The organism is Ruminococcus sp. AF17-1AC (assembly GCF_003461385.1).
GTDB classification, from domain to species: Bacteria; Bacillota; Clostridia; order Oscillospirales; family Ruminococcaceae; genus Hominimerdicola; species Hominimerdicola aceti.
Genome location: NZ_QTWZ01000014.1, coordinates 34,305 through 47,705, shown reverse-complemented (window position 1 = coordinate 47,705; position 13,401 = coordinate 34,305). Strand labels below are relative to the sequence as shown.

Genomic DNA, 13,401 nt, shown 5'->3' with positions numbered 1-13,401 from the left:
CTGATAATGAATATCACCGCCGCCTCCTGTCCCCCAAGAGAGCGGCGGTATCTACACTACGCTACTTTTCAGTAAGATATTCATTTCTGTCAAACAACTGCTCAATTGAAAGATTTTTAAACCTCGGAATGTTGTATCCAAACGGCGAGTTGAGAGCCTTTACAAAGTCTTTCGTATAGCCGTGATTTTTTAAAAGATTGTCCTCATACTTTATTTTATCTTCTTGCTTTGTGTCATCTTCCCTTTTCGTGATACAGCGCTGCATAACATAATGATAAATGGAGAAGTAAGAATCCACTGTACGAATATCTCCTATGTATTCTTTCAGTTCACGAACTACAGTAAGATGAGCAATACAGTTGCGGTATTTTCTTGTCATGCTGCTGTCTGCATTATTGATATCAACTTCAACGCACTTGCGCAGCCGCTTGTTCTTTTTCAAGAACAAATTCGACGACTTATCACGATCATCACAAAGTTCACAAAGCGTCTGTGAAAGTATCCTGTAGTCATTTTTCAAGTTCTTTGAAGCCAACTCAGGAATTATCTCCTTATACAGCCCAAAATCACGTTCAAGGCAGTGTATCGCAATAACATACCTTGCATTGACATTCACAAGATTTTTCACCAGCAGATACATGACCGTAAGATAAAGCCCGATAACAGCCTTTGCCCTCTCCTTAGCCACGTTTTCTCTGCCCTTTGCCTGCTGTTTCACATTTTTGAAATCATCAAAGCTGATGTTCTTTATCATTCTCGCAAGCTCACTGCGCTTTACTTCCAAAGAACTGTTCATGTCAGGAAATTCCACACAACTTTTGTAATAACGCTCTATCTGCGTGTCAGGGATACCCCCAAGAACAAACATGACAACTTTCTCATTCTTAGCCACTTCTCTTATCTTCTGAGCGTTCGCATACTTGATAAGGTATACAAACCGAGAGGACTCGATAACATTGTTTGTTATGAAATTCCTCAGACCATGTATGCCCTTGCCTTTTTCTTTAAGTTTTAAAATCTCGCTTATCCTATCGTCCGTGATCTTGTCGTCTATACCGAGTATAGTCAGTGCGTCACGGAACATCGTAAGCTTCGCTGAAGCCGCAGGCTTTCTCATGGAAGCAATGTTCTTTACGATAAAAAGCTCGTTGGTTATCCTCTGGCTGTCATTGAACAGCTTGTAGCCAGCCGTAAGCTCACACTCAACATCAACAGCAGAGCTTTTCATTATCTTCAAAAACTCCTTGATGTTATCAAACTTGCTGATAAGCGTTGTAAGAAGATCGTTTATCTCCTTGCCGTCAAGAAAATATGTGAGCATATATATCATTTTGGAGAAATACAAAAGGTCAGACGCATTCTTCTTTTCGCTGTCAAGAATTTTCTCATCAAAATCCATGTCAGCCTTGCCAAGCTCCTTGATAACGTCACCGTTCATGTGGTCGGCGATATTTTCAAAATCATTCCTGAATTTGCCCCAAAGCTTTGCCGCTTCATCAGCATATATCCCCTCTTTTTCATCATCGGTCATTGAAAAACGCAGTTTGCGCACAAGAGCTTCGCCTGCGACAACGTCATTTCTGTAGTAGTTGCAGAAAAGCAGAAAATCCATAAGCTTGTACATCTTTGAGCACACAGAGTCATATTGCTTGTCCTTAAATCTATAGCCGTATTCCTCCAGCATTTTCTCACGAAGCTTTTTGATAGAAAAACCGAGATTTTTCTGAGATTTAAGCACAATGAAATCGTAATAAAGGCGTATGATATCATCAGCCTCAAAGCCTTTCATCATATCAATAAGCAAGCTGATATTGACCTTGTTGCCCTCGATAAAGTCCTTGTTTATGGACTTTAAACGCTCCTCAACAAGATAGTCAAGGGTTTCTCTGTATTCGGAATCAATAATGTCAATAAAGCTGTAAAGGTCTTCATCAAGCTTACTTGACTTATCATGGAAAACACTCTGCCTTATCTGCCCCACAATTGCAAGCATATGATAAACACGCTTTTTGTAAGCTTGCGAAACTCTTGTATCCTTTGTCTTTGGCTCTTCAAGACCGAAATAGCCAAGACGCTTAGTTTTCAGCAGGTCATTGAACGTGCTAAAGCTTTTCTTGATATTACCCTTTGCCTTATCGGAAAGATTGCTTTTATCAGGGTGAGTAAAAACTTCATAAGTATTTCTTGCAGAAAGATACCCCATAAAATCATCATAACTTTCAGACTTCTTTATACCGAGCATATTGTTCAGCGCATAAACGATATTCGTTACATACACCGCAAGTATCTTTTCGATATCCAGAATGTTGTAAATAAGCTGGATATGTATATTATCATCAAAAGTTTTGCCGAAAAAGCGCTTTTCAAGCTCCGATTTAAGCCCCAGCATATCCCATCTTACAGGCGAGCTTTCACCGCTTCTGTGAGTAGGGTTTGAAGTATTTATCTCCACTCCGCTCTCAAAGCCATGCTTGCTGGAAAAAGTGATGTTTACTTCGTTTACACCACAAAGCTCGATATTGCTGCTGCCCTTAGAGGAAAGCTGAGTTTGGTTGTAGTCATTATTATCCACCTTATCCACCTCATATTCAAGCACAGCAGAATTGCCCTTGCCGAAAGAGGTTATGTACATTTTATTTTCGCTGACAAGAATAGACTTCATTCCTGCCGCCTTTACGGAGGATTTTTTCTTCCCTGCCACAGGTGCAATGACCTCTGCAGCAGGCATGGCAGCGATCGCAGGAGCAGCGTTATTATTTATCTCAGCCGCTTTGAGCTGTCTGGCTTTTTTCTGAGCCTCACGCAGCTCTCTAGGCTTCATTTTATTCTTTTTTGCCATAAATATCACTCCTTATATTAGTTATCCCTTAGCGCATTGAGCGTTAAGGGATTTTTTTATTTGTTGGTTTTAATATTAAACTTTGCCAGTTAGTGCAAATTCGCACCAGTGTAGTAGAATGTCAAAGCTGGTGACCTAGGTGGTTAGTTTTAGACTAGTGCAAATTCGCACTAGTGTAGTAGCCAAGGCATATGACGTGCAGTGTTTTGACCGTTTTAGACTAGTGCAAATTTGCACCAGTGTAGTAGGACACTCCAAATGCAAGTACAGGAACTAGCGTTTTAGACTAGTGCAAATTCGCACCAGTGTAGTAGGCACACAGGATGCATCTTTTATTGACGATAGTTTTAGACTAGTGCAAATTCGCACCAGTGTAGTAGCGCTTCAAGTCTATACCTTATGTATACGAAAGTTTTAGACTAGTGCAAATTCGCACCAGTGTAGTAGAAGCACTCTAAGAAAGCTCAAGCCATATACGTTTTAGACTAGTGCAAATTCGCACCAGTATAGTAGGTCAAAGTTGACAAAATAATCAATGATATTCTGTGATAAAACACCAAACTTATTTTATCGACGCTTTAACATATATATTATACCATTTTCAGACACAAATGTCAATAGAAAGTGGCTGTTTTACATAAAGCATTTTCATCACCTCCCGTCTGTTGTTATTTCATCTCATTCCCCAATCTCCTTGACAGCTGCGATAGCGCAGTCAAGTACAGCTACAATGATAGCCGTAAGGATCGTCTTTCCCATTTTTATCACCTCCTGTCCTTTGTTCTGTATACATTATACCACCTTATCATCGTCAACAAAAGTGTAATTTCCAAAAACTTTTTTATCTATGTTTTTGCACATTTATCACGTTTTTACGGCATTTATATCACAATTTCAGCAAAATAATTTTCTGTGATATTGACAAAAAGTACATTTGTGATATAATGGATACAAGAGGTGATAAAAATGCTCATACCCCCAAGCACATTTCTGCCCAAGCGTGAGGGCGGCGTACCATATATCGCAGAGGTGCAATCCATACCCCTCTCACCCTCTGCATATTCCGTCATTATCAAGGACAAGTCCATATTTGAAACAAGCCTTTCCCCTAACGGCAGCGTATCAATGTCCTCATTTCTCACAAGTATATTTGATTCAGCATATATCGCATCATTAAAATACAAAAGTGACGATAACTATAAATATATCGGTATCCCACTTCTGAACGCATTCGTAGAATGGCAGATCGAGGAGATCGATGACGGCCTTGATGATAAAAGCAAGGAGATAATAAAAGGCTATCTTATCTCAAAGCTCTCTGCAAAATACGAAAAGACCAAGACCGAAAATGCAGTGCGAGTAAGGCTCAGCATATGCCGTGACCTTTACGATACACTGAGCAGTGATGACCTTTATTATGAAAACAAGGTGTACAGCTCGACCCTAAGAAGATTTCTGAAAGCCGTGTATGAGGACTATGCCCTGCTGTCAGATTGCGAACGTGAAAGGCTCATTTTCGCCGACAATATCATAAAAATAAATGAAGTCATCAAACAAAACGGCAGCAGATATTACAGCTTCATTTACGCATATTCTAATATGTACAGCCGTGAAAAGCGCCGCATAAGGCTTATCCCCTACCGTATCGTCAGCGACGAATATAAGATGTATAATTATCTAGTCTGCCTGTCCGACGAAAAAAGCGCAGGCAAAGAGTTCAAAGCCGACAGCTATCGCATAAGCAGATTGAGCGGACTAAGCATTGCAGAAAAGCTCAGCCAAAAGGAATACTCCTCCGTCACCAAATACGAACGTCTGAAAGAGGTTCACGTCAAGTCCGTGAAGCACCTACTCAGCGACCCACGTTTTGGCAGTGATGAGAGCGATATCTCCAAAGTGTACCTCACCGAAAAAGGCGTTGAAATGTTCGGCAAAATACTCTATCAGCGCCCCATACTGAAAGGCAATGAAAAGCCCAAGCCCAACGCTGTCAACGAGTTCATCTCCCCGCCTATTCAAGTCAAATACTATTTCAATAAGTTCGGCAAAGACGGCGTTATCATATCCCCAAGCGACTCGTTTGAAGAAATGAGAACGCTGTATGTCGAGGGTGCTGAGGCGTATAACCGAGAAGTTGAGATGTGAGAATATAAATGAAAATTATAGCAAAAAAACACCCCTATACAGAAATATACTCATGAAATCATAAATAGTCAGGCTCATGAGAAGAGTGAATATATGAGCTTGTCTTTGTAAAATAAACCGACCCCATTCGCTAGACTTTTTGACCTAGCAAATGGGGTCGGTTCAAATATCAATATCATTAACCAAAAAAATCAAAACATAAAAGCAAGCATAATATGCGGATCACTTTACTTTTCTGCCGTAAACCTTGCCCACTCATATTCCGCCGTCAGCGGAACTGTTCCGTCAAAAGCTTTCAGCCAGCTGTCAACGCCAATGCCGTTCCACGCATTCATCATTATTTTACCAGGCGTAACAGGCAGATTTTCCGTTGCCTTGTATGCTTCCTTTCCGTCAACATACCAAGTTATGCTGTCCTCTTTCCACTCAAATGCGTAAGTGTGAAAATCCTCAGAAGCGTCAAAACCAAGATCATACATGTATTCGTGCTTGCCAACACCATTGGTGTAGTAATTGAACTGCACCTTTGTTGTGTCCTTGCCAAGGACTTCAACATCTATTTCGTCCCAAGGATTATCCTCCGATGGACCTGTGTATGTAAAGAACGATGATACAACGCCGTCATTCTTTATGGCTTTCATCGAAACCTCATAAAGTCCATAGCCATAGTTTTCCTTTGAACGATACTCGCCGCCTCTGTACGCTTCGGAATCGCCCATACTGTCAATGGTAAGCTGCATTTTTCCGTCATTGAAAGTTACGTTATCTTCACTCCACGAACAGTTGAATGGATCACCATTTGACCAGCCTGCTGAAATGGAAAAATCATTTGACGCACCCTTGCTGAAATCTGCCTCAACCGTGTATGGAGAATTGCTTTCCGTTTCCGCCTTGCTGCTGACATCTTGCGAAGAACTGCTATCAGATGAAGAACCGCAGCCACCCATAGACATAACTATCATTGTGAGAATCGACATAGCCAAAACTTTTTTCATTTTTCATTACCTCCGAATAAATATCAGAATTTTATCTTCTATAAGTATTATAAATCAACAAATGTGATATTTATATCAGAAAAGTAATGCAAATATCAGATTATTAACATCAACTTAAATTTTCGATCTGCTTGTGCTATGCTTGTTCCAGTTTGCACGGAAAAACTGATCTCTATACTGTTTCGGCGTAAGTCCTGTCTGTTTCTTAAAGCAGGCAATAAAATGGCTGTGCGAGCTGAAAGCAAGATAATTGGCTATATCAAGCGGACTATATTCAGAATATCTCAGCATATTTTCAGCCGCTTGTATCCTTTTTGACATAATGAAATCAGAGATCTTTACGCCAACTTCCTCCCTGAAAAGCTTTGAAAGATACTGTGGCGTTATGTTCAGTTCGTCAGCTATCTGATTGACGGTCACGCCCTTGTAAATATTATCGAAAATGCAGTCAAAGCACATAAGGATATGCTTTGAGTAAACGTTCTGTGACGCAGCCTTTTTCATTTGCTTTGTATAATAAACGATGACTTCCTTGTGTACAGCCATAACGCCTTCTTCATTGCGGCATTCATCACATTTATTAATGTATATATCGCTTATGGTATATGCAGTTTCCGGGTCAAGTCCACCCTCGATGCAAAACCTGCACAGCATAGCTATGGTTATGACAAGATGATACTTGACGTTTCTAAGGTCGTCTTTGCTGAGCCTGCCCTTTCCGTTTGTATCCAGCGGCGTATACAAACGTTTGACCGTTTCAAGATCGCCCGCCCGCACCGCAGAGTAAAATTCCAGTTCCGTTTCATATGGTGAATGATGATAGTCATTTTCCTTTTGCATAAACTGCCGCTTAGACAATTCTCTGTTTATTTCCATAGCTTTCACCCCCTGCTTTTTAGCTTATTATATCATATTTACAGACACAAGTAAAGCTTCATATTTATAGAAAAAGGACGGCAAATCACCCTGCCGCCCTTTTTTCTGATAATTAGATATTATTTAGCCTCTTTCATTGAAGCCATAGCCTCGTCGATAAGATAATCTATAGCCTTTTCATTTTCCTGAACGACCTGTGACCAGCTCTTTGACTCCTGCGGATTCATTGTTCCTCTTATTGCAGTATCGCAAATAGAGTTAAGGTCGGCAGATACGCCCTGTTCAAAGTCAAATACAGGATTCTGTGCAGACAGATCATAGATAGTTTCTCTCATTTCAAGCATCTCATCTGTCCAGCCGTAATCGTCCTTGTACTGATCGAGGGTTATCTGATGTGCAGCCTCGTCAAGCTCTGCATAACGGCAGCATTCAAGGAAAGCTGCCACGCCCTCAGGATTTTGAGCGTTTCTTACAATGCTAAAGCCGTGTACTCTTGAAGGGATATACTGTTTATCGCTATCAGCTGAGCAAGGAACAGGAACGAACATTACCTCTCCCTTTGATACATCGCCATAGTTTACAGTTGTTGACGGAGCATTCTCAAGTGCCCAAAGTCCGATAGGATAGAAAAGCGTCAGACCTGTTGCCATTCCGCTGCCCTCTGCGTCGCCTCTGAGCTTCCAGTTATTCTCGTGCTTTGGATAAACAACATTGTTCTTCTGCAGCTCATACATCATATTCTGAGCCTTTGCTATCATAGGGTCAGAAATATTATTTACAAGCTTGCCGTCTGTGATACCGATGAGCGGCACACCTGAAGACTGCTGCAAAGCCTTTTCATAATACCAGCCGTCGAGAGCGTATTTATCGCTTTCAGCGTCAGTAAAATCAAGACACATTTCTGTGAAAGTATTCCAGTTCCACTTGCCTTCTTTGAAAAGCTCAGCAGGATCGTCATAGCCGTTATCTTCCATTGTCTGCTTGTTGTATACAAAAACATATGCAGGGTCTGTTCTGATAACGCTCACATAATGCTTATCGCCAAGCATAAACTGATCTGTCGCACCCTTTATGTCTGTCCAAAGAGGCTTTGAAAGATCGATATAATCGTCGATAGGCTCTATCATTGACTTTATAGCACCCTTAGGGAAAACGTCCATATCATCAGCACCGATGAAATCAGGTGAATCATTTGACATTACAAGTGCCGCAAGGTCGTCAAACTTAGTGTCCCAAGTGGTCTGCACCCAGTTTATCTTACCATTATACTTTGTCTTGAACAAAGCAAGGTCAGCGCCTATCTCCTTGTCCTCTGCCTCAGTAGGGTTGATATCCCAATGTGAAAACCACTTTATTTCGTTGCTTTTGAGATCTCTCACATCTTTCATATCATCAGCAAGTCTTTGAACTATCTGCTGCTGATCTTCCTTAAGCTTTTTGTCAACTACCTTGCTTGATGAATCACTTGAACTTCCGCAAGATGCAAATGCTGAAAGCGAGCAAACTGCAAGGGCAAATGTCAAAACTCTTTTTGCATTATTCATAGCCATACCTCCGAATATTACTTTCTTCTCTTTGCAACGATCACTGCTGTGCCTGCAAGAGCGATAACAGCAAGTGCTCCGCCAACAGCCGCACCTGTTTCTGCTGCCTTAGATGTATCGTCAGATGTTTTTGAAGATGTAGCCGCTGCTGCAGAAGTCTTGCCTGCATCTGCCTTAGATGAAGAAACATCTTTCTTTGATGTATCAGCCTTTGAGCTTGAAGTATCAGACTTTGAATCTGCCTTTGAAGTATCTGCCTTTGACTCTCCGCCCTCAGCAGCTGCAACACCGAAATCAAGCGTCATTGAAAGTGTGCCGCCGTTGAAAGCGCCTTCCTTCTCCCAGCCAGCGACCTCAGGGCAAGCTTTCTTTGTTACCTCGCCTGTTTCATCATTGACCTCGTCAGTTGGTCTGATATGTATTCTTATTCCACCCTCTGGGTCCTCGTCCAATGAAGTGATAGAATTAATCGAATCAAAAACCGTTGTTGTGCCGTCCTCGGCAACGAACTTTGCGTCAGATATCTTAACGTCCACAGGATAAACACCATCAGGAAGATTAGCCACCATAACGCCCATATCTCCAAGAGTTCCCTTGCCTGACATTGTCTTGTCGGTGATAACTTTGCTTATCTTATATTCAACAGTTATCTTGCCGGCATCATCGATGCCTACCCAGTCGCCCTGATTCCAGGTCCAGTCCTGACCCATATAAAAGCCCATTGCTCCGATAGAGTAATATGAGTCATTCATTTTCGTGTCCTCCTCTGACGGGTGAACAACATCGCCAAGCTTTGCTGCCGAAACAGAAACTGACATCATTGTTGCTGCGAGAACCGCTGCTGAAAGACCTGCTACAAATTTTTTGATCTTCATAACCTTTTCCTCCTATTTTTCAATAAAATTTTTCGCTAAAAGCAATTTATTTTGTTGTTTCTGTATATATTATAACTATGTAAACGTTTTGTTTATATCAAAAACGTAACATAAATATCATAAAAGTGTTTAATATCGAATTTATGAAAGATTATAAATATATGAAAACAGACCCACTTGATATTCAAGCAGGTCTGTTTATTCGGAAGTTATTATAAGAAAGTGACTATGAATTATTATGTTTATATTATACGCTTTGTTTTAAAACTATTATATCAATATTTAATTATTTATATCAAATAATTATCGTAAATAGAATTTTATGAGCAAACATCAATTTATGAAACTAAGAATAAAAAAACAAGCTCGGCAAACGTGACCGAGCTTGTCCAAAAATGGAGTTATATTAAGAAATGATCTATTAAAGATACTTTACAAGTTCATCAAGAACGCTGTCAAGATGTCCGTCAATAAAACCATAGTCAACGCCCTTGTATGACCAAGCCGCTCTTCCGATAGAACATTTCTCAAAGGCACTGCTTATATCCTTGTACCAGTTAAGAGTATTTTCAGCAGATGCAAGATTTATAACACCGTATTCGCCGCAATACATAGGAACATTTCTTTCCTCTGCGACCCTTACAGCCTCAGCAAATCTTCCCATAAAATAATCAGGCGTAAATTTCTCTGTCTTGACTTCCTCGTATGTCTGCATATATTCAAGACCAAGACGCTTTACCTCACTTCTGTATTTTGGGACGCTTCCCGGATAATCGATCCTGAAATCTCTCGGCATCTCATCTACCCAATAGGCAGCCTGATGAGTGAAAAGAAATGGGTCATAGCAATGGAAAGTATAAACAATATGCTCGTCATAAGGCTTATCAAGGTCTTTCATTGAATCAATAGAGTTGTTCCAGTAGCTGCCCACAATGATATTTATATCAGCACTATATTTTCTGATAAGCTTTATGGCATTTTCAACGATAGCGTTCCATTTTGCACTGAATTTCGGATCAGTTACCTCATTGAGAAGTTCAAAAGAGACCCTGTCAGAATATTTGCTGAAACGCTTTGCAAACTCTTCCCAAAGGTCATAGAATTTCTGCTGAAGCTCAGCGTTATCAAAGAACCCGCTTTCAGCCTGAGCCTTATCAAAGAAAAAGCCCATTGTCTTATGGAGGTCAAGTATCATATTGATACCGTTATTTCCGCACCAATCGATACACTTCTGAACATAGTCAAAGCCGCTCTCTATAAAGCCGTTTTCGTCCTGAAAGATATTATAATCCACAGGCACTCTAACGTGGTCGCAGCCCCAGCCCTTTATACGCTTGATGTCCTCCTCAGTAATAAAATTATCAAGATGTTCCTTACTGTAATCGCATTGTGACAGCCAGCCTCCGATATCGATGCCGTGCATATAGCCATTAAATCTTCTCATATTTTTAACCGTCCTTTCTGATTCTAGTTTTATTTGCAACTATATCGTAGCACTATATGGCCAGAAGTTATATCATAATTTTAATATTCGTGTAAAAATTGTAATGTTATTATGACATTTTAAATGTATTTTGATATCTATATGTCTTCTCTTCAATAGTTACATGTCCCGAGCTTCAAGTTTTGGGTCTTTTCGTGCGATCTATTACATGGTGTAGGCTATATCTCCCAACAAAAAAACCTTTGTCAACGACCGCAAGTCACGTTATTTGCTTTTTTCCTGCATAAATCCCCCACCTCTGCAAATAATATTACTGCAATTTTGAAAAAACAACGGAGGTCATAAATATGAAAGCAACAGGAATTGTCCGCAGGATCGACGATCTCGGCAGAGTTGTCATACCTAAAGAAATAAGGCGCACCATGCGTATCCGTGAGGGCGACCCGTTACAGACAACGTTGAACTACGAACTGGAATGCTGTATGTGTCTGCTGAGAATTGCGGACAGGCTGTACATAAAATAAATTAAAAGCAAAAACTATAAACAGCTTGACATTTTGATAAGAATGTGTTATTTTAAATCTGTAACTTAAATTACGTTATAGATTTAAAAGGTGAGCATATGAGAGAATACCTAAAAAAAACGTTAAGACAAAACGTTAAAATAAAAGAGAATAATGACCTATACGACCGATTGCCGCTTGCTTTCAAAGGGAGATACGATCTATTTGATGTTGAAATCAACGGAATAGACTGGCTTGCAATTCAACCAAAAGGCGATGTTGGTCTTATTGCGCTCCGAAAGGACAGAGCTAAAGTTCAGAATATTTCAGGACTTAACTGTGCAATATTTCTTAAATCGACCACCCCTTATATCAAGGAAAAACTTGTCGAGGACGGCATCCCATTTGTACTGAAAGGCAAGCAGGTTTATTTGCCGTTTATAGGCTGCCTGCTGTCTAATTCAGGTGAACGTGATATTGCACCTGTTGATATTATTTCGTACTTGACGCAAAAGCTAATACTTATGGCAATCTATGAAAGGTGGAACAAGGTAACAGTATCAGAAGCTGCCACAAAGCTGGGCGTATCCAAAACGTCTGCGAGCAGGTGCTTTGATGAAATAGAATATCTGAATGTCAATATCCTTGATACAAAGGGCAAAGCAAGAGCTGTTACCGTTCCGTCTGATATAAAGCAGCTGTGGGAACAGCTTCAGCACATTCTTAGAAGCCCTGTTATTAGAAGATACGAGTTTCCGAATGATATATATTTAGACAAAAAGGCAGGAATCACTGCTCTGTGCGAGTATTCATTGCTCTCTGATAATGCTTACACTACCTATGCGGTGACAAAAAAAGAGTTATCTGACACAGGGGTAAAAAAGCTGAAGCAAGTTCGAAAAGGAGAAGCTATTGGCTGTGCAGTTCTTGAAGTGGGCTATTTCATTGACTATAACCATAAGCCGATACAAGACCCACTAAGCGCATCCCTGTCATTGACCGATGAAGAATTGCAGGACGAAAGAGTAATGAAATCTATAAACGAGATGTTGGAGGAATATGTGTGGTAAAAGGATTAGATACTTTCAGAAACTATTTTGCCGACTACGAAGAACAATATGTGCTTATAGGCGGTGCACCCTGTGATATTATATTTGAAAGCAATGACGCAACTTTCAGAGCAACAAGGGATCTGGATATGGTTTTGATAGTCGAGGCTCTTACGCCTGAGTTTGGAGAAAGATTCTGGAAATTTATTCAGAACGGGAGATACCGAAATAAGACAACAAGTGTACAAAAGCCGCAGTTTTACAGATTTGATAAACCTGAAGATGATACCTATCCTAAAATGATAGAACTGTTTTGTAGGAATAATTTTGAACTTCGTAAAATGACAGGGATCACACCAATACACATAGATGATTCTGTTTCAAGTCTGTCAGCAATTCTGCTTGATGATGAGTATTATAAAGCTTTGCTGGAAGGAAAAGTTGTAAGAAACGGCCTGTCTGTTCTTCGCCCTGAATATCTTATTCTGTTCAAGGCAAAGGCATATCTTGACTTGAAACAAATGAAAGAGAAAGGCGAAGCTGTTGATTCGAGCGATATAAAGAAGCACAAAAAGGACATTTTACGAATAACAGCTGAGCTAATGCTTGAAAGCGTATCTGAATTACCCGCAAAAGTTAAATTAGATATTGATACTTTTATTGACTTGTTGGGGCAAGACCCATTTGACAGCAATTCCTTGAAAAGCTATGGACTTAAAAATGATGATGTAGTAGAGGTATTACATAGGATCTTTGGATGATAAGCAGTGTTCTTAATTATTATGAAGTACAGCGGTTGTGTTTTTATGCTACAGCAAAAAAATTCAACTCCGTTTTGAAATTGGTGCGTTTTTATTATATTTTCTGCTTGCGTTTTTGAGATTGACGGATAGGTTGTGCATAAAGTAAAACGGAAACCGGACGGATAGTGCAGACACGCATTTTTTACCGTTTGTGAGCGAAGCTGGCTCTGCGAAAAAATCTCTGTAAATTAATCAACTGTGATAAAAACATTAGTTGGGAGTGGCATAAAATTTGCCACTCTAATTTTTTACAGTATACAATGGGTACTGTAATTTGTCAAGGTTCTTTTTGAAAATCAGCCTGATGGAGTGGAGCACAGCGCAATGG

At 40.1% G+C, this 13,401-nt stretch carries 9 protein-coding genes, 1 pseudogene and 1 CRISPR repeat array; of the genes and pseudogenes, 4 read left to right on the top strand and 6 right to left on the bottom strand.

What is annotated here, in order from left to right; genetic code table 11:
• Nucleotides 1-61: 61 nt before the first annotated feature.
• Nucleotides 62-2,839, bottom strand: coding sequence for a type VI-D CRISPR-associated RNA-guided ribonuclease Cas13d (gene cas13d / locus DWW81_RS09740; protein ID WP_117897534.1), 2,778 nt, complete (start codon nt 2,837-2,839; stop codon nt 62-64).
• Nucleotides 2,840-2,920: 81 nt separating this feature from the next.
• Nucleotides 2,921-3,352: direct repeats of the CRISPR family, unit length 36 nt; unit sequence GTTTTAGACTAGTGCAAATTCGCACCAGTGTAGTAG.
• Between the two features lie 453 nt (nt 3,353-3,805).
• Here cas13d and DWW81_RS09735 point away from each other — a divergent pair.
• Nucleotides 3,806-4,984, top strand: coding sequence for a hypothetical protein (locus DWW81_RS09735; protein ID WP_117897535.1), 1,179 nt, complete (start codon nt 3,806-3,808; stop codon nt 4,982-4,984).
• A gap of 227 nt (nt 4,985-5,211) precedes the next feature.
• Here DWW81_RS09735 and DWW81_RS09730 read toward each other — a convergent pair whose 3' ends face one another.
• The 5 genes from DWW81_RS09730 to DWW81_RS09710 all read right to left on the bottom strand — a co-directional run bounded on the left by DWW81_RS09730 (nt 5,212) and on the right by DWW81_RS09710 (nt 10,718).
• Complete coding sequence (locus DWW81_RS09730; protein WP_117897536.1) at nt 5,212-5,979, bottom strand: glycoside hydrolase family 16 protein; 768 nt, start codon at nt 5,977-5,979, stop codon at nt 5,212-5,214.
• 114 nt (nt 5,980-6,093) lie between these two features.
• Nucleotides 6,094-6,855: a helix-turn-helix domain-containing protein gene (locus tag DWW81_RS09725; RefSeq protein WP_046441783.1), complete on the bottom strand. Its 762-nt coding sequence runs from the start codon at nt 6,853-6,855 to the stop codon at nt 6,094-6,096.
• A 119-nt stretch (nt 6,856-6,974) separates the two neighbouring features.
• A complete protein-coding gene (locus DWW81_RS09720; protein ID WP_242989598.1) occupies nt 6,975-8,399 on the bottom strand; it encodes an ABC transporter substrate-binding protein in 1,425 nt (474 codons plus the stop codon).
• 17 nt (nt 8,400-8,416) lie between these two features.
• On the bottom strand, nt 8,417-9,274 hold the full coding sequence (locus DWW81_RS09715; RefSeq protein ID WP_117897538.1) for a hypothetical protein: 858 nt from the start codon (nt 9,272-9,274) through the stop codon (nt 8,417-8,419).
• Nucleotides 9,275-9,695: 421 nt separating this feature from the next.
• Nucleotides 9,696-10,718, bottom strand: coding sequence for a cellulase family glycosylhydrolase (locus DWW81_RS09710; RefSeq protein ID WP_117897539.1), 1,023 nt, complete (start codon nt 10,716-10,718; stop codon nt 9,696-9,698).
• A 347-nt stretch (nt 10,719-11,065) separates the two neighbouring features.
• Here DWW81_RS09710 and DWW81_RS09705 point away from each other — a divergent pair.
• The 3 genes and pseudogenes from DWW81_RS09705 to DWW81_RS09695 all read left to right on the top strand — a co-directional run.
• A pseudogene (locus tag DWW81_RS09705) lies at nt 11,066-11,194 on the top strand (AbrB/MazE/SpoVT family DNA-binding domain-containing protein); the annotation flags it as partial.
• A 146-nt stretch (nt 11,195-11,340) separates the two neighbouring features.
• Nucleotides 11,341-12,291 (top strand): MarR family transcriptional regulator, encoded by a 951-nt coding sequence (locus DWW81_RS09700; protein ID WP_117893587.1) that lies wholly within the window; start codon nt 11,341-11,343, stop codon nt 12,289-12,291.
• A complete protein-coding gene (locus tag DWW81_RS09695) occupies nt 12,285-13,031 on the top strand; it encodes a hypothetical protein (RefSeq protein ID WP_117897540.1) in 747 nt (248 codons plus the stop codon). The genes DWW81_RS09700 and DWW81_RS09695 overlap by 7 nt, the downstream gene beginning before the upstream one ends.
• Nucleotides 13,032-13,401: the final 370 nt, after the last annotated feature.